Origin of the sequence: Endozoicomonas elysicola, from assembly GCF_000710775.1 — a bacterium.
Classification (GTDB): domain Bacteria; phylum Pseudomonadota; class Gammaproteobacteria; order Pseudomonadales; family Endozoicomonadaceae; genus Endozoicomonas; species Endozoicomonas elysicola.
In genome coordinates this window covers 4,018,908-4,041,042 of sequence record NZ_JOJP01000001.1, presented here as the reverse complement: position 1 = coordinate 4,041,042, position 22,135 = coordinate 4,018,908, and the positions used below count along the sequence as shown (strand labels likewise).

The 22,135-nt window shown below is 46.1% G+C and carries 16 protein-coding genes; 13 read left to right on the top strand and 3 right to left on the bottom strand.

What is annotated here, in order from left to right; translation table 11 throughout:
• The first annotated feature begins 20 nt into the window (after positions 1–20).
• The 10 genes from GV64_RS17120 (at position 21) to GV64_RS17075 (ending at position 13,582) form a co-directional block, all read left to right on the top strand.
• Positions 21–905: an NAD(+) kinase gene (locus GV64_RS17120; RefSeq protein WP_020583706.1), complete on the top strand. Its 885-nt coding sequence runs from the start codon at positions 21–23 to the stop codon at positions 903–905.
• Positions 906–999: 94 nt separating this feature from the next.
• Entirely contained in the window at positions 1,000–1,875 is an 876-nt protein-coding gene (locus tag GV64_RS17115) for a rhomboid family intramembrane serine protease (RefSeq protein ID WP_020583707.1), read from the top strand.
• Positions 1,876–2,119: 244 nt separating this feature from the next.
• The gene (locus GV64_RS17110; protein ID WP_020583708.1) at positions 2,120–2,389 is read left to right on the top strand and encodes a YeaC family protein; all 270 of its coding nucleotides are present in this window, start codon (positions 2,120–2,122) and stop codon (positions 2,387–2,389) included.
• A gap of 235 nt (positions 2,390–2,624) precedes the next feature.
• Complete coding sequence (locus tag GV64_RS17105) at positions 2,625–3,506, top strand: DUF2797 domain-containing protein (RefSeq protein WP_026258423.1); 882 nt, start codon at positions 2,625–2,627, stop codon at positions 3,504–3,506.
• A 56-nt stretch (positions 3,507–3,562) separates the two neighbouring features.
• Entirely contained in the window at positions 3,563–6,217 is a 2,655-nt protein-coding gene (gene pepN / locus GV64_RS17100) for an aminopeptidase N (protein WP_020583711.1), read from the top strand.
• 410 nt (positions 6,218–6,627) lie between these two features.
• Positions 6,628–7,752, top strand: a complete 1,125-nt coding sequence (locus tag GV64_RS17095; protein ID WP_020583712.1) for a WD40/YVTN/BNR-like repeat-containing protein — start codon at positions 6,628–6,630, stop codon at positions 7,750–7,752.
• A gap of 97 nt (positions 7,753–7,849) precedes the next feature.
• The gene (locus GV64_RS17090) at positions 7,850–10,222 is read left to right on the top strand and encodes an efflux RND transporter permease subunit (protein ID WP_051087831.1); all 2,373 of its coding nucleotides are present in this window, start codon (positions 7,850–7,852) and stop codon (positions 10,220–10,222) included.
• Between the two features lie 80 nt (positions 10,223–10,302).
• The gene (locus tag GV64_RS17085; protein ID WP_026258425.1) at positions 10,303–10,935 is read left to right on the top strand and encodes a DsbA family protein; all 633 of its coding nucleotides are present in this window, start codon (positions 10,303–10,305) and stop codon (positions 10,933–10,935) included.
• A gap of 110 nt (positions 10,936–11,045) precedes the next feature.
• Positions 11,046–12,530: an MBL fold metallo-hydrolase gene (locus GV64_RS17080; RefSeq protein ID WP_020583715.1), complete on the top strand. Its 1,485-nt coding sequence runs from the start codon at positions 11,046–11,048 to the stop codon at positions 12,528–12,530.
• Between the two features lie 176 nt (positions 12,531–12,706).
• Positions 12,707–13,582 carry a hypothetical protein gene (locus GV64_RS17075; RefSeq protein WP_020583716.1) on the top strand — a complete coding sequence of 292 codons (876 nt, stop codon included), beginning with the start codon at positions 12,707–12,709 and terminating at the stop codon, positions 13,580–13,582.
• Positions 13,583–13,627: 45 nt separating this feature from the next.
• On the opposite strand, the gene GV64_RS17070 is transcribed toward GV64_RS17075, so the two are convergent.
• From GV64_RS17070 to GV64_RS17060, 3 genes are all read right to left on the bottom strand, one after another.
• The gene (locus GV64_RS17070; protein WP_020583717.1) at positions 13,628–15,760 is read right to left on the bottom strand and encodes a hypothetical protein; all 2,133 of its coding nucleotides are present in this window, start codon (positions 15,758–15,760) and stop codon (positions 13,628–13,630) included.
• A 136-nt stretch (positions 15,761–15,896) separates the two neighbouring features.
• Entirely contained in the window at positions 15,897–16,442 is a 546-nt protein-coding gene (locus tag GV64_RS17065; RefSeq protein WP_020583718.1) for an aromatic-ring-hydroxylating dioxygenase subunit beta, read from the bottom strand.
• Positions 16,442–17,749, bottom strand: a complete 1,308-nt coding sequence (locus GV64_RS17060; protein ID WP_020583719.1) for an aromatic ring-hydroxylating oxygenase subunit alpha — start codon at positions 17,747–17,749, stop codon at positions 16,442–16,444. The genes GV64_RS17065 and GV64_RS17060 overlap by 1 nt, the downstream gene beginning before the upstream one ends.
• Before the next feature lie 112 nt (positions 17,750–17,861).
• Here GV64_RS17060 and GV64_RS17055 point away from each other — a divergent pair, with 112 nt between their 5' ends.
• The 3 genes from GV64_RS17055 to GV64_RS17045 all read left to right on the top strand — a co-directional run bounded on the left by GV64_RS17055 (position 17,862) and on the right by GV64_RS17045 (position 21,800).
• Entirely contained in the window at positions 17,862–18,512 is a 651-nt protein-coding gene (locus GV64_RS17055) for a TetR/AcrR family transcriptional regulator (RefSeq protein ID WP_020583720.1), read from the top strand.
• Positions 18,513–18,684: 172 nt separating this feature from the next.
• Entirely contained in the window at positions 18,685–19,815 is a 1,131-nt protein-coding gene (locus tag GV64_RS17050; RefSeq protein WP_020583721.1) for a helix-turn-helix transcriptional regulator, read from the top strand.
• Between the two features lie 299 nt (positions 19,816–20,114).
• Positions 20,115–21,800, top strand: a complete 1,686-nt coding sequence (locus GV64_RS17045; RefSeq protein ID WP_020583722.1) for a hypothetical protein — start codon at positions 20,115–20,117, stop codon at positions 21,798–21,800.
• The last annotated feature ends 335 nt before the right edge of the window (positions 21,801–22,135 follow it).

Sequence of the window (22,135 nt, the reverse complement as noted above, 5' to 3'; positions counted from 1 at the left end):
AAGGCGACATCACTGAGTTTATGGAACACTTCAAAATTGTCGGGGTAACCGGCCGCCAGGGGCGTATTCAGGTGGAGGATACTCTAAGGCATCTGGCAGACTTTCTGCAGAAGCGGGGGATAACCGTACTTCTGGATGAGCAGCTGGACAGTCTGTTGCCCGGCCACTCGTTTACCATGATCAGTCGTGAGCAAATGGGTCAGCAGTGTGACCTGGTGATTGTTGTGGGCGGTGATGGCAGTATGCTGGGGGCTGCCAGAACGCTGGCTCTTTACGACATTCCTGTGATTGGCATCAATCGTGGTCGTTTAGGCTTCCTGACCGATATCTCACCGGATGAACTCGATGACCAGCTGGCAGAGGTTCTGGAAGGTCGCTATCTGGCAGAAAGCCGGTTTCTTCTGGAAGCCCGTGTGCGCCGGAAAGGGAAGGTTATTGGCCAGGGAGATGCATTGAATGATGTCGTGCTTCATCCCGGTAAGTCGACACGAATCATTGAGTTTGAGCTGTATATTGATGGTCAGTTTGTCTATCAACAACGGGCGGATGGATTGATCATTGCCACGCCTACAGGGTCTACAGCTTACGCGCTTTCTGGTGGAGGCCCCATTATGCATCCAAGATTGGATGCTATTGTCCTGGTGCCTATGTACCCCCATATGTTAACTAACCGTCCCCTGGTTGTGGACGGGGACAGTGAGCTGAAGCTGGTTATTCGCCACGAGAATACGATTTACCCACAGATTAGTTGTGATGGGCAGATCCATATTACCTCAGCGCCCGGAGATGAAATTACCATTCATAAAAAATCTCAGCGGCTGAAGCTTTTGCATCCATTGAATCATAATTTCTATGAATCCTGTCGTTCCAAGTTACGTTGGAACTATCAGGAAGAACGCTGTTAATGTAGATCTGCTCGCTTTTAGAGCCGACAACCAGTCGCCGGTTTCTTTTAGGAGTCGGCCTACGTAAACCAGAGAAGAGACAGATAATTAACCCATGCACAGGGCACTGGAACTCCCCGGAGATATCAATTTAAGCGACCTTTCCTGGTTTCTGTACTCACAGGGGATTCCCCATAAAATTACGGAAGAGTCGGGTAAACAAGTAATCTGGACAGAGAATGAAGAAAAGTCTCATGTGGTTGTCAGCCTTTATCAACAGTGGCAATCCGGTGATCTGAAGCTACCATCAGCGCCACCCAGAAGAGGCCTGAATACAGGCGGCATACTCAAAGGGATTCCATGGCGGCGTATGCCGATAACATTTCTGTTTATCGCTGCCTGTCTCGTAGTTGCCTTAATTACGCGGGCAGGCGCAGACTGGCATGCGACGTCCTGGTTCTCATTTGTCCCTTTTCAGGTGGCTAATGGTTACCTCTACTTTGGCAGCCTGTCCATGGGGCTGGAGCAGGGACAATACTGGCGTTTGATCAGTCCAATATTTCTTCACTTCGGCTTTACTCATCTGGCTTTCAATATGCTGGCACTTTATATTTTTGGAAGCCGGCTTGAAGTGCGTCAGGGTGGTTTACATTTGTTAGCCATCATTGTCTTTAGTGCAGTCCTTTCCAATTTTGCCCAATATTTCTGGGGTGGAGATGACAGTATTTTTGGCGGCTTTTCCGGTGTTGTTTATGGCTTAATGGGCTATTGCATGACTCGGGAGAAGGTTGACCGTCACTGGCAGTTTGGACTGCCACCCCTTTATTATGGCTTTATGCTGGCCTGGCTAGTGATTGGTTATACTGGGGTGTTGGGTAGTATAGGCTTTGGCAATATGGCCAATGCTGCACATACTGGTGGTCTTGTTGCCGGCTGCTTGTTGGGTGCTATTGCAGGTTTGTTATTTAAAGAACGACAGATTGAGAGCTAGGTTCTGTTGACATAAGGTTGCTGGTTTGAGCCCGTAGGGTGGCTTTTATAGCTGCCTTCCAGCTTCGTTGGATTGGTTTGATGTAGCACCACTACACCTGCAGCAGTCCGCCTTGTGTAAGACAGCTATATGAATCACTGAGCCTGCAATCTCATGTCAACATAACCTAACTAACCCTATGGTTATCTGTAAGAACACAGAACCTAAGGTGCTTTGAAGTAGAAAGCGAAAAGGATTCGATACAATGCAGTTAGATGCTTTTCTGAAAAAGATGACACCCGCAATTCATCAGTCTCTAAAACTGGCTCTTGAGCTGGGTAAGTGGCCTGATGGTCGTTCGATGACTCAGGATGAGCGGGATGCCAGTCTGCAGGCGGTCATTGCTTATGAGTATGAAAACCTGCCGGAGTCAGAACGAGTCGGTTATATGCCAGCCAAATGCAAATCAGACAGCAAGGCCTCCGTTGAAGATGTGCCTGCTGAAGAAGCAACCATTCTTCGTTTCAAAAACTGAAGATTCACCAGGAGGCTGACCGAGAATAGCGCCCTTAGCGAGGATGGTAGAAAATTGAGGATAAAAATTCCGTTTTGTGAAGTGAATAGTGGTTCTATTTGCCGAACAAAACGGAATTTCTAGACCAATTTGCTGCCACCACAGTAGGGTTGTCTATTCTCGGTCAGCCTCCTGGCTTAATGTCGCTTTGTCAGCCAATGACAGAGTGGTTCTTACTTTTCACAAGAGTACAACTGTGTCCGAAAGTACAATCACGGGATCGCTCAGTAAAATGCATTCAGACCTTCTGACAGGGGCTGAAGATGGCAGCAAGAGACAGGTTACCTACCAACTGCCCATTGGCGATCAATTGCTGCCATTGAATGATCTGCTTGGGCGTAAGCTGTCCATGCAGTACCACGGTGAAATTCATTGCTGCCACTGTGGCCGAAAAACCAAGAAGAGTTTTAGCCAGGGGTTCTGCTATCCCTGTTTTAAAAAGCTCCCCCAGTGTGACACCTGCATAATGAGTCCGGAGAAGTGTCATTATGATCAAGGAACCTGCCGTGATGCTGCCTGGGGTGATAAATTCTGCATGACGGACCATGTCGTCTATCTGGCAAACTCCTCTGGTCTAAAGGTCGGCATTACCCGGGCAACCCAGGTTCCAACCCGCTGGATTGATCAGGGAGCCAGTCAGGCGATGCCTTTTATACGGGTAGCTACCCGCAGGCAGTCTGGGTTATTGGAGACTATTTTTAAAGAATTTATTAATGACCGGACCAACTGGCGAGCTATGCTGAAGGGACCGGCTGATCCTCTGGATCTACAGGAAAGTGCTCTTGAGTTACTGGATATGAATGGCAGTCGAATTGCTGCAATGCAGGAGCAATTTGGAATTCAGGCGATACAACCTCTGGCAGGTGTTAAGTCTTTAGAGACTGGTCAGCCTGCAGTACTTGATATTGTTTACCCTGTGCTTGAATACCCTGCCAAGGTAACCTCCCGATCTTTTGACAAGGAGCCACTGATTGAGGGCGTGTTACTTGGGATTAAAGGACAATATCTGATTTTGGATAATGGTGTGGTCAATATCCGCAAACATACCGCCTATCAGGTGAGCGTGGCTGTTAATTAACCAACTGTCGATTAATCACAGAACCGAAGCAGTTCGCTTGTGAAATAAATAGTGGGATGAACAAGATGAAAGACTCGCAACCAAAAGCGATTTACCTGAAAGATTATCAGGCACCTGACTACTGGATTGATCAAACGAACCTGACTTTTGATCTTTATGAAGACCATACGATGGTTACTTCGGTTCTGAGTATTTATCGTAACCTTGATAACAAGTCAGGCAAACAGGGTGAAGATAACCTTCCTGAGCTGGTGTTGGTAGGGGATGACCTTGAACTGATTTCTGTTGAGATCGATGACAAGCCATTTTCAGACTTCAAGGTAGAGGGTGGCTTTCTCAAGATTTTGTCACTCAAAGAGAGTTTCACTCTCAAGACCGTTTGCCGTATCAATCCACAGGAAAATACATCCCTGGAAGGACTCTATAAGTCCAATGGCATGTTCTGTACCCAGTGCGAGGCAGAAGGTTTTCGTAAGATTACCTACTACCTGGATCGTCCGGATGTGATGTCTCGGTTCACCACCAGAATTACGGCAGACAAAACCGCATATCCGGTACTCCTCTCCAACGGTAATGACATTGAACGTGGAGAACTGGACGATGGTAGGCACTACGTAACCTGGGAAGACCCATTTAAAAAGCCCAGTTATCTGTTTGCGCTGGTAGCGGGCGACCTGCAGCATGTTGAAGATCATTTCACCACCATGAGTGGTCGCGAAGTAACCCTGCGAATCTTTACGGAAGCCCACAATATAGACCAGTGTGATCATGCGATGATCTCGCTGAAGAAGTCCATGAAATGGGATGAAGAAGTTTATGGTCGGGAATACGACCTGGACATCTTCATGATTGTTGCTGTCGACCATTTCAATATGGGGGCCATGGAGAACAAAGGGCTGAATATCTTTAATTCAGCCTGTGTACTTGCCAGTCCTGAAACAGCGACAGATGCCCGTTTTCAGCGGGTTGAAGCGATTGTTGCCCATGAATATTTCCACAACTGGTCCGGCAACCGGGTGACCTGTCGGGATTGGTTTCAGTTGAGCCTTAAGGAAGGATTCACTGTTTTCCGGGATTCCGAATTTTCTGCTGATATGAACTCTCGGGGTGTAAAACGGATTGAGGATGTCAATGTCCTTCGTACCGCTCAGTTTGCGGAAGATGCTGGGCCAATGGCTCACCCGATAAGACCTGAGTCATTTATTGAAATATCCAACTTTTATACTGTGACTATCTATGAAAAAGGCGCAGAAGTCGTACGCATGATTCACGGTATTCTTGGTGCAGAAGCCTTTCGTAAAGGCTCTGACCTCTACTTTGAGCGTCATGATGGGCAAGCGGTGACCTGTGAAGATTTTGTCAAAGCCATGGAGGATGCTTCAGGGCGGGATCTAACACAATTCCGCCGGTGGTACAGTCAGGCAGGTACACCGGTGCTGAACATCACTGATGAGTACAACGAAGATAAGAAACAATACAAACTGACCATCGAACAATCCTGTCCTGCGACGCCAGGACAAAAAGAAAAGGAGCCTTTCCATATTCCTGTTCGCCTGGGGTTGTTGGATGCTGAGGGAGATGAGCTGGTTCTTAACGAGAGCGGTGCTACTGATCAGGTGCTTGATGTTAAGCAGGAAAAAGAAGTCTTTGCTTTTGATAATATTGAAGAACGACCGCTGCCTTCTATTTTGCGAAGTTTCTCAGCACCGGTCCGCGTGAAGTATGACTACTCCCGGGAAGATTTGTTGTTCCTTATGGAGCATGACAGCGATCACTTTAATCGCTGGGATGCGGGGCAGCGACTGGCCAACAGTGTCATTGATGAAATGGTTGCTGCGTTTGAACAGGGGCGTGAACTTTCTGTGGATCGAAGCTTGATTGAAGCCTTTGGCACGGTCATTAATGATGAGTCATTGGATCTTGCCGTAAAGGCAGAAATGCTGTCTCTGCCATCAGAGGCTTCACTGGCTGAGCAGGCGGTCGAAGTATACCCCCAGTTCATTCACCAGGCTCGCCAGCAGGTGAAAAAAGCCATTGCAGAAGCGCACAAAGACTCACTTGAAGCGCTGTGGCAGTCGTTAAATGTGCATAAGCCTTATCGACCTGAGGCAGAGGATATTGCCGAGCGAACACTGAAGAATACCTGTTTGTCCTACCTCACCAGCATCGAAGATAAAGCCATGCTGGCTCTGGCTGAACAACAGTATCATGGAGCATCCAATATGACGGATCGCTTCGCTGCACTGGTTTCTGTTATTAATGCCGGTAATCATGACCGTGAATTGATTGATGAAGTACTGGCAGATTTTCTGGAGCTGTATCATCAAGATACCAATGTGATGGACCAATGGTTATCAGTGCAGGCTGCCAGCCCATCGCTGGGAACTCTGGAGCACATCCTGACGTTGATGCAACACGAAGTCTTTGATGAAACCAGCCCTAACAAGCTGCGCTCTGTTTTAGGTGGTTTTGCTGGAAATATGAAGCAGTTTCATCGTACGGATGGTCTGGGGTATGAATTCCTCACTGATCAACTGCTGGATCTTGATAAGAAAAATCCGCAGATTGCTTCACGACTGATGACGCCTCTGACGCGCTGGCGTAAATTTGAGCCCGGCTGCCGTGAGCGGATGCGCAAAGCACTGGAGAGAATTAAAGCCACACCGGGTCTGTCTTCTGATGTCTATGAGGTAGTGACCAAGAGTCTTTGATTCTTCGCTTTCCTTATACACCGGCTTCTTTCTTGGAAAAGGAACCGGTGTATAAAACATGGTGAGCCCTTCTCTGTGAAGTGAGGAGTTACCAATTTCTCACCCCTTTCTTTCTGAATTCAAATAGATCTTAAAGTCATCAAATTGCCAAACAATCCTACTAACGAGTGAAAAAAAAATCGCAATAGTCCCTTTGGATGAGAATTTTATTTTCTCTATTCGGTAAAGTTGGTCGCTGTATTGATGCTCTGCTATGCCCTGATCTTAAAAATAAGAAAGCAAGCGAGCGATCTTTTTTGTAAACAATCGTTTCATTTGCTGCATCTATGACCGGATGTGCTTCGTTGTCAAAAAATGTTTGTTTATAATCGTCGCACTAAAAACAAGAATATTAAGACAAGGGGAGTCGTATGCCTGTTGCCTCTGGTTTCATTAGGGGGAGTCACCACAGGGGTGGTTCAGTTGGTCTGGGCACTCTTGTGAAAAGCAGTGTAAAGACTAAACCTGCAAAAAAAAGTCGTGTTACTGGGGTACTTCATACGGTACTTGGTGCGGTTCTTTCCGTTGCAATCTTTTCAGCTGGGCCAGTAAATGCTTCCTCTTCAGAGTCTTCGCTTGATCGCCCGGCGATTAAATCTCCAAAGGCGGCTAACAGCCTGCTGCTTGATGTCACTCGTACTGATGGTGGCGTAAGGCTGGTTTCTGTTGGGGAACGTGGCCACATAGTATTTTCCGATGACCATGGGGTTAGCTGGCAGCAGGCCAGCGTACCGACGATGCAAATGCTGACAGCCGTACACTTTCCCTCTGAAAAGGTTGGGTATGCCGTAGGCCATGATGCCATTGTTCTAAAAACTGAAAATGGCGGAGAAACCTGGTTGCAGGTGTATGTTGATCGTGAAGCGACGATTCCTCTTTTAGATGTATGGTTTGAAGATAACCTTCATGGCTTTGCCGTGGGGGCTTACGGTTACATCATTGAAACCGTTGATGGTGGTCAAAGCTGGGACTTTGTTGATGACCGCGTTGCCAATGATGATGAATTTCATTACAACGCTATTAATGACGATGGTCAGGGTAACCTCTTTCTGGCCGGAGAGGCAGGGATTCTTTATCGTTCCACAGACGCTGGTAAAACCTGGACAACCTTGAATAGCCCTTATGAGGGGTCATGGTTTGGTGTCAGCGGTGATGATGGTCAGGTTTTGGTTCATGGTCTGAGAGGCAATATTTATCAGAGTCAGGATCAGGGGGAAACCTGGCAGCCGCTAAGCTCTGGTACCGAGCAGACGCTCTTTGGTTCGGCAAAACTGATTGATGGCAGTGTTGCGCTGGTTGGTAATTCCGGAGCCGTATTAACAGGTTCGGGCTATGGCGCTGGTTTGTCTTCAGGAGCAAAGGCTGGTTTATCCGTTTCACATCGGCCTGATCGTATGACGCTGAGTGCGCTCGCACCCAGTAATGATGGGTTTATAGTGGTTGTTGGCCAGGGTGGCGCCTACCGGATGACCCTGGAAGGTAATGTGTTGGAGTAGAGGCGGTTGGAGTGCTGTTTTATCGTGGATAAGGCAGTGATCTTGTTTGATATAAGCCATAAGAAAAACAATTAAAAAGAATCCGGGGCAGCCAGTTATGTCGTCTTTTAATCACTCATCGTATCAAAGCAGCGAACCGATTATGGAGCGGATGATCTTCAATAATCGCCTGCGGGTTTGTCTGTTTTTTCTACTAGTGTCATTGTTTCTCACCTGGAAACTGGTCACTGGATTACGAGTGGATGCCAGTTTTCAGAAAATGGTGCCGCTGGAACACTCTTTTATCCAGAATATGCTTCGGCATATGGAGGATGGTGGTAACTCCGGTAATACCATTCGGATAGCGGTTGCTGCCCGGGATGGCGATATTTTTTCTGCTGAGTATATGGAATTGCTCAAGCAGATTAATGATGACGTTTTTTATCTCCCGGGTGTCGACCGGGCCAATATGAAGTCCATCTGGACGCCAACGGTTCGCTGGATTGAAGTGACAGAGGAAGGCTTTACCGGTGGGCCGGTTATTCCTGAGTATTATGATGGAACTCAAGCCAGCCTTGATCTTCTCAGGGAAAATATTCTGAAGTCCGGTCAGGTGGGGCAGATCATTGCCAATGATTTTGGCTCGAGTATTGTAAGTGCGCCTTTGTTTGAAAAGAACCCGGAAACCGGTGAAAACCTGGACTACCAATACCTTTCAGACCAGCTTGAAGAATTGCGCAGCAAATACGCAGAGAAAGGTGTTGATCTTCATATTGTGGGTATTGCCAAGGTTTTTGGTGACCTGTTTGATGGCGTTAAAGCCATTGTCTGGTTCTTTATTATTGCCATTGGTGTAACCAGTATTCTGCTGTTCCTTTATTCCCGGTGTCTGAAAAGTACGATTATCCCGCTGCTGACGTCGGTGACTGCGGTTGTATGGCAGATGGGTCTATTGGCGACGCTCGGATACGGTCTTGATCTTTACTCCGTGTTGGTGCCCTTTCTGGTATTTGCCATTGGTGTCAGTCATGGTGTTCAGATCATTAACAGTATCAGTGTTGAAACTGCCCAGGGTGCAGATTCACTGACAGCTGCTCGCCGTACTTTCCGAACACTCTATATTCCGGGCATGGTGGCACTGATTTCTGATGCTATCGGTTTCCTGACCCTTCTGGTTATTGATATTCAGGTTATTCAGGATCTGGCGATTACTGCCAGCGTGGGTGTTGCGACCATTATCCTGACGAACCTGGTATTGCTGCCTGTTCTAATGTCGTATATCAAAGTCAGCAAACGTTCCGTTGATTACGCGAGGAAAAGCCAGAAGGAAGAAGCAAAAATATGGCGTGTGGTTGCAAAACTGGCCAGTTCTAAAGTAATGCCTGTTTCGATCCTTATCGCTTTGCTGGGCTTTGCTGCCGGTGCTTATAAAGCGACAGACCTTAAAATTGGTGATCTGGATCCAGGGGCTCCGGAGTTTCATCCGGACTCGCGGTATAATCTGGATAACCTGTTTATCAACAGTAATTACTCAACCAGTGCCGATCTGTTTATCACCTATCTGGAAACCAAGCCTGAGGGCTGTACCAGCTACCCGGTGATGGATGCCATTGATCGATACATGTGGCATATGGAAAATGTGCCTGGTGTTCAGTCTGCACTGTCACTGGTCACCGTTTCCAAGCAGGTCATCAAAGGGTTGAATGAAGGGAGTATGAAATGGCAGAGCCTCTCCCGTAACCCTTATGTGCTTAACAGTTCAGTGGCCAATGCGGCAGGATTGTTTAATACCAACTGCTCCAGTGCACCGGTTATTCTCTTCCTTGATGATCACAAAGCTGAAACATTGGAGCGTGTGGTTAAGGCAACTCAGGATTTTGCTGCCATTAATAATACGGAAGACTTCCAGTTTGTCTTGGCCAGCGGTAATGCTGGCGTAGAAGCCGCCACGAATGAGGTAATTGCCCAGGCTCAGAATAAGATGCTGTTCTGGGTATATGCGGTGGTGAGTATTCTCTGTCTTATCACGTTCCGCTCGGTTAAAGCGGTTCTCTGTATCATTATCCCGTTGGGATTAACTTCCGTTCTCTGTCAGGCATTGATGTCTTATCTGGGTATTGGGGTTAAGGTGGCAACGCTACCGGTTATTGCCCTGGGTGTTGGTATTGGAGTGGATTATGGAATATACATCTACAGCCGTTTAGAAAGTTTCATGAAGCAGGGAATGTCTTTGGAAGAAGCTTATTACTCAACACTCAAGATTACGGGCAAAGCGGTAACCTTTACCGGTGTGACTCTGGCGATTGGTGTCGGTACCTGGATCTTCTCACCACTGAAGTTTCAGGCGGATATGGGTATTCTCCTGACCTTTATGTTTGTCTGGAATATGATTGGTGCGATCTGGTTGTTGCCTGCCCTTGCCAGGCTGCTGTTGGGTAGTAAGGCAAAAGGGCAGAGTGTTAAGGGTGCTACCCCGGCAACCTCTGTATAAAGTAAGTCTTTGCTCTCAATAATAAAGCCGGTTTATGCCGGCTTTATTTTTTTGTTTTCTAGGCTGCGGGTTTCTAGGCTATGGCGACGCTAATTTATGTTCATGACCCAATGTGTAGTTGGTGCTGGGGTTTTGCACCAGTCTGGCAGAAGGTTTATAGGGCTATTCAACAGGGGTATGAGCCTGATGAATTGTCAGTACGTAGTGTTGTGGGTGGTCTTGCTCCAGATTCTGATGAGCCGATGCCTATAGAAATGGCTAAACGAATTCGAAGTTACTGGCATGAGATTGAGCAGTTGCTGGGAACTGAATTTAATTATGACTTCTGGGTAAAAAATATTCCGCGACGCTCTACCTATCTTGCTTGCAGGGCAGTGATTGCAGCCAGAGAATTATCAGATCGTGATGGTGAGTTCTCTATGAATACTGCAATTCAGCAGGCTTATTACCTCAAGGCAGAAAACCCATCAGATCTTGAGGTACTACTGAATTGTGCAGGGCAAATAGGTCTTGATAGAGCGTGTTTTGAACAGTTCATTAACTCGCCAGAGTGCAAGGCGTTACTAACAAAAGAGATCCGGTTTTCGAGAAGTATCGGAGGGAATAGTTTTCCAAGCCTGTTTCTTGAAAAGCGTGGGACGGTTTACCCGATTCCAGTTGACTATAAGAGCGCCTCAGGAGTATTGGAGTGTGTAGCTGATTTGATGCAATAAACGCTTGCTTATAAATTTCTTAGTCTTATCAGACGATGATGGTGTGTGCTTCTCTGGTTTTAATCACTCGAGATTAATGCTGATCAAACAATAAAAAAAGTGGTAAAAAAATGGCAAAAATAAAAAGCCTGATTGGCTATGCAGCAACAGCACTGGTGTTTACCGGTGTGGGGGTGATGCTCAGTGGTACAGAGTTGGGTGATCAGGTCCGAAGCAGTGCCAATGTGGTAAAGCAGTCAGCACTGAGTACAGTTGCTGATAAATTCAGCGGGGATATTCGCGAGCGCGTGTTAATTGAAAACCCCGAGCTTATCGAGCGAGTCATGGTAGGTGGTGGCTTTGGGGGAAATTTCTCCAAAAATATCGGTCAGCATATTTTTGGCAAAAATTATGAGCCCGCCATTCAGGATGCACTGGATATGACCGAGGTCAAGCAGGCAGGTGATCGCATGTGGATTATTCATATGCCGATTGTTAACTCCATCCTGTTGGAGACTGACGAAGGGCTGGTGGTTATTGATACTGGCATGGCGCCGGCTGGTCCTGCGTTGATCAAGGCGATTCGCAGCGTCAGCGATAAGCCTATTCATACCATTATTATCACTCATGGCCATACCGATCATGCCTATGGCACCTATGCATTGGTTGAAGACAGTCCGAATGCCCAGATTATTGCCCATGAGAACATCATTCCCCGCTTTGAGCGTTATATAAAGCTGCGGGGCTCACTGGCTAACTACATGAGTCAGCCTGCGGATGAGTTGCCAGCCAGTCGGGATGATCTGGTTTGGCCGACCAGAACCTTCAGTGATCGTCTGGAGTTGACGATTGGTGGAGAGGAATTTGTATTGCAGCATCGCAAGGGTGAAACCGATGATCACCTGTATGTCTGGGTGCCAGGTCGAAAAGCGATAGCAGTGGGCGATTTCTATCAGGGTTTTCTGCCTAATGTGGGGAATGGCAAGCGTTCTCAGCGTTACGTGGAGGAGTGGGCTGAAACTATGCGGGAAATGGCGGCATTGAAGCCTCAGGTTCTATTGCCTTCTCATGGGGAAGGTATTACTACGGGTAAAGCGATTGAGGAAAACTTTGTTGTACTGGCCCAGGCGCTTGAGTCTATTTCAGAGCAAACCATTACTGCGTTGAATAAAGGGATTCGAAAAGACCTGATTATCGACAGTATTGAATTGCCTGAAGAACTGTCTGAGCACCCAACACTTCAGGTGAAGTATGTGTCCGCCAAGGATATCTCCAAAATGCTGCTTAAGCAGTACACCGGATGGTGGAATGATATCCCGTCTGACTGGTCACCAGTGCCCTGGGCCACCCGTGGTGCTGAGATTGCCGGCTTAGCTGGTGGTATCGATCAGCTGGTTGCCAGAGCTCGTGAGGTAATGAAAACAGATCTTGCCCTGGCCAGTCATATGGCTGACTGGGCTTGGATGGCCGATCCTGACCATCCTGAGGTGCAGCAGTTGACAATTGATGTCTATAAGGCACGGGTTTCAGATCCTTCAACCAACACTCAGGAAATGCTCACCTACATAGACCAGATGGCCAGGGCTCGCCAGAAGCAGCTTGAAGCGGGTCGTTAATTTTATCTGAATCAGGCAGGCTTATTCTCAGCCTGCTTTTCTCTCAATTTCAGCTGTATTCCTGATAATTAGCCTTTTTTGTTATTGATGGTTCTACGCCCTTTTAATACCATGGGGGTAAGGGCTGAAAGGACCTGATAACAATAATAAATAAGCAAAGTTCAGGAATTATTCCCATGGAAGCTGTACTCCGCCATTTCTCCGTTTTCTTTCTACTGATCTGTTTAAGTTATACCGTTGTAGCTGATGATGCCCAGATGGCTGTCGGCTCTCGTTTTGGCGAAAGCTCAGGCCCGATTTTTGGCAGTGAGTGGGTGCCTGAAGGAACCAAAATGCCAAAAACCTGGGGGCTTTCCATTACCACCATGTCTATGGAGCAGGACAGTAAACTTGGAGGTGTTACCTTTCAGGGCAGAGCGGGAGAGTATATTAAAGACCTGACATTTAACCGGGTAGAGGACGATAGTCGGGTTTCCAATATCAGGCTGGATGCCTGGTTGTTACCTTTTATGAATGTCTACTTGATGGCGGGCTACATGGAAGGTAAGACATTAGTAGACAGTACTACGGTATTTGATCCAACCCCTAACTTCCCGGGTGGAGAATTAAGCACAACAATGACCATGTATCAGAAGTATCATGGTATCAACTGGGGGCTTGGTGCTACCTTGATCTATGGCAAAGGGTCGTGGGTAACTACTCTGGACATAAATGCTTCAAGAGCTGAACTGAATGTCGTGAGCTCAAGAGTGAATGCTGTGATGGTGACTCCCCGTGTTGGTTATACCTCTCGTATTGGAGAGTTTCCCGTTACGTGGATGGCGGGTGTCAGCTATCTCTGGCTGGATCAGCGGATTACCGTAGAGCAGCAGCTGCCAGGGGTATCTGAACCAATGGTGATGGAGCTGGATGTTAAAGCGGATAACCCGTGGAGCCCGACATTGGGTGCGACAATTGAATTTTCTGATCAACTTCAGGGGGTCGTTGAAGCTGGGTTTGATGGTCGACAGACTTTGATGGGGTCTTTGGTTTATCGGTTTGGTGCGGATTGATAACAAAAGAAATTCAAGAATTATAATTTATTGCTGTTTTCCTGTTCAGAACACGTAGAGTGGAGAGTCTTCTAATGACTGTGCAAATTGATGAAATACAGCATCATGATATGGAATTTCCCGAAGTGCGACTGCTAATAGCCTCCTTGTTGGTTGATTGAGTTTAGGATGTACAGTTTCTAATGCACCCAGTAGGTATAGGCGGGCAATTGCCTTCAGAGCTCTTTCTTCCATACCAGAGGGGCGCTGAGTAAACTTGAGTTCGCTCTGAATAATCTTATCAATTCCTTGTATTAATAAATTTTTTCTAATTTCTAGCTCATTGTAATCTTGAACGTCATTGCTCTGTGACAGGTCAACGGCGTAAACAATATCTTCTTTTCTAGGGTGTGGCTTATCTTTCAATAAAAGTACTCTTCTGATGATAATATTATTCTCAGTAGACTCATCACCTTTTTCAATTCTGGTTTTTCCTAGTTCAGGTTTATAGTCACTCCTTGCTTTTTTGATCCATTTACTCGCTGTATGTGTAATTTCCTCCATTAAGAAGCCTTTCTTGACTGAAAGGTCAATATCTCTTGGGGTTAAAATTATTTGCAGGAGTTCTTTATTTATGCCTTCTGGTAGTAATAAGTCTTTTAAAAGCTCTAGAGGATGTGGTCCCCAATGAAAATAGACGTACTGTTCAAAAGATGTACTTCCTACAATAATAACCGGGAAGGTGTTGTTATGGGGAGTAGGACGTGGTTGGGTACTAATGATAGGCGGAGGCTGGTTGCTTATTGCTTCTAGTATATGGTCGTGAAAGTGATTGCGAACTCCTAATGTTCTTTCGGAGTCAGAAGCTGGATGGCACTTTCTGGCAAAATCTTTCAGTCGTAGTTTTGGTCTGGTAGTGCTGGAATGTTCTTTTATTTCAGGAGGGGTTGTCAGTGGAGATGGTATTTGTCGAGAACCCTCAGAAATTATTGTTTTACCGCCTGTAGCATCATTGCAGGTCTCCTCTGTATAGGTGTTATCAAGTAGACGCTTGCTTCCAGAAGGTTCTTCTGAATCGTGAGTGTCATCGAAGTTTTCATGTTGTTTAACTTGTGTTGTTGTGGGTTCAGCAAAATTCTCAAGCTCATCGAATTCGGTTGTGAACTTAAATAAAGGGGCGGTATTACTACTTGTTAAACTCTGGTCGATTTCTGTTGTTTCTTCGCAATCTAGCTCAGAGAAGCAATCAAACTCTTCTAATCCGGTGTGAGAGCAACATTCTAGATCTTTTAGCTCATTCATTAAGTCATTGTTGCCTCCACTTTCTGAATGCTCTGTTTCAGAGTCTAAATACTCTGTTTCTGAATCTGATAGTATAACTTCTTCTACAGTCATTTCTTTTGGAAAGCTGAGGGTTGCTCTTGATACAATTTTGACGGTTTCCTGCCTTTCAGTTAATGCAGGCTTAGTTGCAGTGGTGCATCTATTGGGTGCTGCCTTTTTCAATGGGTCAAGTTTGTTTTCGAATAGTCTAACCATTGGTTTATTGTCTAAACTTATAGCAATATCAAGTGGTGTTTTTTTCTTTTTGTTTTTTTTGTGTAACAACTCTGGTTTCTCAAAAAGTACGCTGCATGCAGTTCTTATATAATTAGTTTTTGCAAGGTAATGGAGTATGTTGCTGCGGGCATTTCTTTGGCCTGGTCGGGGTGGGAAGATTGCTCCCTGACATTTAACGTGTGCTACCACTTCTTTGTTACCAGACTCAATAGCTGCTATTAGTGGACAAATTTCATTTTTTTGATGTATTTCATTGATGCTGTTTAACCAGTAGTTGAAATCGTGAATTCCTTCTTCATAACGTTTTACTTCATCCAGTTTACCAGCGACGCAGGCTTCTATAAGTTTGAGGTGGTGTGTAGGTTCAAAAACGATGCTCTCCTTTGGTTTCTGGAAAGAGAAAACCCAGTTTCTGGCAGTCGCGGTATCTATGTATCTCTTTAGAAGTGGAAGGTTATGAATAGCTCGTCCTCCCAGATTATGTCCGATATCTCCCAGTGTTAGAGGAGTGGCATGGGAAAGAAGTAGTGTGCATACCTTGCGAGCTCCAAGCACTGCCTCCTGCTCACTCAATTGTTCGCTTGCTTCCTGTATTATGCCATTTAGCGCAATACATAATGATGGTGCAGAGGGTTTCACTGTTCCGAGACTGCCTTGTAGTTTGATAGTTTCTAAGACGAAAGCAGAATATAGTTTGCTAAATAGGTAATGTGTTGCTTTTTAGGTGGGGGGAGAAGGCTCCTGATTTCAGAGGCCTTCTTTGGAGACTGTACACTCAGTAGAAAATACTCAGTGATGGTCCCGTAATTACATTCCAGTCAATGATGACCTCTCGTTTAGCAATCTTGAGTTCACCTTTTTCTAAACGAAGAAGGTCCTTTCTCTGTGCAGTGAAAGTGTGATTGTCTTTCTGGTGGCGACTGTAGTAGATCATCGTGTTGCTATAGGCCTCATAGTAGCCTTCCTGCTCTGCCGGTAACACTTCAACATTGCTGATAAAACGACGTGTTCTGGCAGGAGGATTATCCGTCCAGGAGTTCAGCTTGAAGGCGCGCATTACTCTGAGCGAAAGAATAAAAAAGTTCTCTTTTCTGAAGTCGGGTTCAAGTCCCTGGCTCAGTTCCTGCTCCACGCTCAAGAATGCTTCGGTTTCCTTTTTCTTGGGATCCGGTTGAGGGATATAGCGAACAGGCACTCGATATTCAACGTCAGTGGTCACCAGTCTCAACCACTGCTGATATTCACGGTTATCCAGTATCCGGGCTTCACGGTAATAAAACTGCTCAACGTCACTGATCAGGTCACGGGTAATTTCGGTCATTATTTGATCTCCAGCTTGGAAGTTTCCTGGATACCCTGTTCCAGTCGCTGACGCCACTGCAGGTAGAATTCTCTGGCGTAGTGCTCGTTAAAACAGCTGCCAACTTTGCCAGGGATTTCCGGATGACTTTCCTCTTCATCAAGGCCAAGGCCGTAGTAATAGGTCCGATCATCGGCATAATCGATATTGCTACCGCTGAACTGTTGTGACCAGGCTTCGGCATCTTCACCTTCCAGAAGGCCGCCGGGGCCAAACATCATGGTGTAATGGATTTTTAGTTTTTCCTTAATGTGTTCTGGCGCATTCTTCTCGATCACGAACCATGACCAGTATTCAATTTGACCAGGCCCACGGGGATGGCTGGTTCTCAGGGTCATATTTGGCCAGAGGAACGACAGGTTCGGGAAAACGCTGTAACAGAGGGGTTTCAGTCTAGAGCGCACTTCCCCCAGGCGCTCAGTGACTTTCTTATGGCTTTCTCTAAGGTACTGGTTGACCTCTGGGTCCATGCCGGCAACACCATCCATGCCAAACATACACATTTCGTCCGGTGTGCCTTCAGGCATCAGTCGGACGGAAAGTCCGTGGCCAGGCTTTGGAACTACGTTCAGGCCGGTGTCTTCCAGTTCCTGTACTTGAGGCGTGCCTTGTAGAATGGAGCCGTGAAGGTAGGGGCCATGACCGATATCCCCAAGATGGTTTTCAACGGGGAGTTTCCAGTTGCAGTTAATGGTCCATTTGTGGGGGCTGCCAATAACCTCAATACCGCCATCAAAACGGTCAAAGAAGCAGTCAAGATACCAGGCCATCTCACCAAGAAAGTCTGTCAAAGGCTCTACATTTTCATCCATGCAGGCAAAGATCAGTCCTTTGTAGGTTTCAACCCTGGGAACTCGCTTCAGGCCAAGCTCTGCTTTGTCAGGCTTATTGCAGACCTTTCTTTCCTGAGGGATTGATACCAGATCGCCTTTATTATTAAAGGTCCAGCTGTGATAAGGGCAGACAAAGCGACGTGTGTTGCCCTGGTCGGCGCGACAGACCGGAACACCGCGATGACTGCAGCTATTGATGGTGACGTAGATTTCTTTGTCGCCAGCGCGGGAAACGATGACCGGTGTTTCAGCGATGAAGCTAGTAATAAAGTCCCCGACTTTCGGGATCTGGCTTTCGTGCCCCATGTATATCCAGGTTTTACTGAAGATGTGTTGTTTCTCCAGTTCGTAAAGCGCGGGGTCAGTAAATATCTTGCGGTGAACATGACTGCCATCGTCGCTGACCAGCTTGCTCAGTGGTAAGTCCATCGGCATGGTGTGTTCCTTTGTTATTGTAATAAGCGATTCGCTGGTAAAAGTTATCACACATTAACTTTTTATCAATGCCTTGTTTGAAAAAAAGTTAATCGCTGATAACATTTAGGTCATGACTGATGTGATTGCTGATAAAAAAATGACCAAAGGTGAGCGAACTGCTCAAAAAATACTGGACGTCTCTGAGCGTATTTTTGCATTAAAGGGATACAGTGGTACGAGTTTGAGGGAAGTGGCGGGTGACGTTGGTATTCGTGAACCAGGCCTCTATCGTCATTTTAAGAGCAAAGATGAACTTTACCGGCAGGTTCTGGAGCGGGCGCTCAGACCGCTGGCGGATACAATGGATAATATGTTATCAGTCAGCGAAATTGATAAGGCGCAGATTGAGCTTCTTCCTGCCGTGATGTTTCGCCTGCTTTCCCGCTCTCCTCATGTCGTTATCTTGCTACAAAGAGCACTCTCTACTGACAGTTTTTTGCAGTCTGATGGTTCTGGTGGTGTCTGGCTGGAAGAGTGGTTATCCAGTCTGGTGGTGCGAGGGCAGCAGTTATTTCGCCATTTACAGATTAAAAAAAATGCAACCGATGTTGAAGTGGCATTGATTATTGTGAACTGGTTTAACCTCTGTCTTGGTTATTTTACATCCGCTAAATTGTTTGAGCAGATATCAGGCAGGGATGCCTTTTCTGACTCCTGTCTGGATCAGCAAACAGCGCTTTTGCAGAAAATATCCAATGTGATTCTTAATGATTTTGTGTAGCTCTCTAATTTGCGGGTAGTATGAGTCCTGCGAATTAAGAGTAAGGTTGAGATGATTTATAGAAAAAACACAATGCGTACAGTTTTTTTAATTCTTTTTTGTTAAATTAGCACAAGCTATCTCGGTTTTTTATCGTCCGCTTAGACGATAATGAGTAAAAAAAGAATAAATTATGAAATATACCATCGATATTGAAGAGTTTAGCCGGTTAATTAAAGCCCTGTATCAGGGGATTCTGGAAAGCGTTCCATGGTCGGGCTTTCTTGATCGTCTACAAAGTAAGCTGGATGCTAACTATGTGACGATTGTTATTAGCCCTCCCACTGATGACCATGATGGTCTTTTTCTTACCACTGGTTCTACCGGAAAAGATTTTGTCGCTTCCTATAACAGTCATTTTTACGCGATGGACCCTTTTGTTGACTTGCCCAGTGCAAAAGTTGTCAGTCTTGACGAATTTATTTCTGGCAATGAGCGTATAAATTCTGAATATTGTCGACAGTTTCTCGAGCCCATGGATGTGTTTCATGTGCTTGGTGTTGATATCAGTACAGAGAATGGCGCGAAGTACAGTTTGAGAATCAGCCGTGGTTATCAAGGTGAAAACTTTAATGCGGGTGATAAGGAACTGGTTGAGTTGCTGGTTCCTCATCTTCAGGAGGCTATTGAGCTGCATACCCAGCTGGGGCGAATTGAAACCGAGAGAAATCTTTATGCCGGGGCCGTTAATCAGCTTGCGGTAGGTACCATTATCCTTGATGAAGAAGCCAAGGTTCTGCAAAGCAATCAGGTGGCGGGCGATCTTTTGAAGGCGAAGGATGGCATTGAGCTGATTGGTGGTTCTCTTCAGGTCGGCAGCAGCCGTGATACCCGGCGTTTGAAGGAATTGATACGAGATGTATTGGCTGCACAGAATGACAATCAGCCATCCGTAGTGGAAGCGCTTAGAGTGCAAAGACCTTCAGGCAAGAGTGATCTGGGTATTGTGGTTCGTTCTGTACCCCCTTCTCAATGGTCTAAGGCTAAACATACACCTTCTGTTGTCTTGTTTGTGGGCGATCCGGATCAGCATTCTCAAGCCCCCAGGGATATTGTGAAAACGTTGTTTGATTTGACTCCGGCTGAAGCTCAGTTGGCAATGATTCTGGCGAATGGACTTACTCTGGATGAAACCGCTGAAGAGCTTGGGATTAGCCGGAATACTGCCAGAGCGCACCTTCGTTCTATTTTTTCAAAAACAGGCGTTACCCGTCAGACCATGTTGGTACGTTTGATTCTGAAAAGTGTTGCCACGCTGGGATAGTACATTAACTCTTTCCCTTCTCCTGTGTGGTTGAGTATGTCTTCTGTTATCAGGTAGATATTCCCACGGAGTGCCGTGGGAATGAGGGTGTGTGCCTGACTTAGAAAACCATGAACACTTTCTTTGTGTTTTTCGTTGTTTCAGAAAAGCTTTTTTTGTGGCCGATTTTGTTATTGTTTGTTTGTTGGCTTTGATTTTAAGGTACGGGCATTGTTCCAAAGATATTTTCCAGCATAGTTCTGTTTAATCTTTGGAATCTGGGATCTAAAAACAACTATAAAAAAAGAAGCATTGCGACAATGGATATAACAAGCCGTAAATCCCTTTTTGGGGAAGTCTTTCGCTCGACTGCTTTATGCTGTAAACGTTCTCGAAGTCTTGGAATTAGTGCTCTTTTGGTTGGTAGTCTTTTTGCTGCTGGTCAGGTTGATGCAGCTAATCCGGCGCCTCGTAATCCGCATCTGGCGGACTCCACCAACCCTATCGGTCATACCACTTCAGCCCAGCAGGATTCGGTTCCCCAGCCCGGTCCGGTTGGGCCGTCGCGTACACTGGATGATTTTGAGTTGCAGTATCGTCATACTGGCCCCTTCCAGTTTGGTACCAGTATCTCAGGCGTTTACCCTGACGGAAAAAGAGTGCTCTGGAGTAATGGTGCTAATGGGGTATTCAAGGCAGAGCACGACAGCTTCAATATTATTGATCGCTATTCCGTCGAAGGAAAGACATTCAGTCGTCCTGAAATTGAAAATGCATTAGAAGAGCTGCGCTCCCGAGAAGGGATTTCCGCCATGTATTTTGCCTTTAAACAGGCCGATATGTTTAAGGAACTCTCCGGTGTCTACACGTTGCTGGATAACAATCACGATTACTATATTGGTGACAATGGTGGTCGGGGTATTACAGTTTACGGTGATGCCGACCCTGATGATTCAAAAAGCAAAATTGTAAAAAAACGTCAGTGGTCAATGCCTGATTCGGTCAGTGGATTGATGATTGGCATGAATATGACCTTCGATGGCTGGATTGTCTTTGCTACTGAACACGGTTATATCGTTTCTGTTAAAAAAGACTTCTCTGAAGAGCGTGTGGTTCGTCTGAAATATGCTGTAGAAGAAGATGCAGAGAATGCTGCTACCGGTGTTACCGGTAAAGGCTGGGTTCGGAATGGTCAGGCGGTTGATGAAAGCGGTATCTATGTCGCTTCCCAGAATCATATGCATAAAGTGATCTGGAAAAATGAGCAGCTGTCTATTGATGAAAAAGATGGAGCATGGGCTGTTCAGTACAGCAATACGGCTGGACAGGGTACCGGGTCTACGCCCAGCCTGATGGGTTTTGGTGATGAAGATCAATTTGTTGTTATCACTGATGGTGATAAGAAAATGAACCTTCTGCTCTACTGGAGGAATGAGATTCCTGCCAGTTGGGAAAAATTACCGAAAGCCAATGATCGTCGTGTTGCCGGTATTATCCGCGTTGATATGGGCGACCCTGAGCTGTCAGTTCAGTCAGAGCAATCGGTCGTGGTATCTGGATATGGTGCGGTAATGGTCAATAATACGCCCAAAATGCCCTGGTATTTTCCAGAGAAAGCCGCCATGTTACTAAACGGGTTTCTCGGGACTCGTGAAGAGTATCAGCCTTACGGTATTCAGAAGTTCGCCTGGAACCCTGAAAAGCAACGTCTGGAAAATGCCTGGGTAAATACCTCGTTAAGTTCACCGAATGCCATGCCTCTGGTCAGTGCCGGGTCTGATATGCTCTATACAACAGGAGCCAGGAACGGTAAATGGACGCTTGAAGGCATTAACTGGTCTACTGGTGAGTCTGTCTTTCATTATGTGCTGGGTGACGAGCGTTATAATACGTTGTTTGCCGGCGTATTGCTCGATGAAGATGGTCATATCTTTTTTGGTACTTCTTTTGGCAAGGTACGCTTGAAACCAAGAAAAGATGAAGTTCTGAATACAGCCAGCAATTAATTACTATTGCGTATTTAAAACTGATAAAAAAGCCGGTTGATTCCGGCTTTTTTATTAACGGGCTCTCTCTGGATGTACCCGTAAACTATTTTTAGTTCATTTAATCTCGTCTTTTTCTTTGTGATCTTTGTGCTCTCTGTGGTTAAAAAAGAATTCCATAAAATTGGTGGAACAGCTTTGGCCGTTTTTGTCATTGCTGATGGCCGGATACAGACTTATGGTAGATAACAGTGGGAATCTGGCGGGGGAAGATGCTGGCCGGTTAGTAGATTTTCATGGCAGTGCTGATTGATAAACCGAATAAATTCAAATGCGCGCCAGCAGCATTGACGATC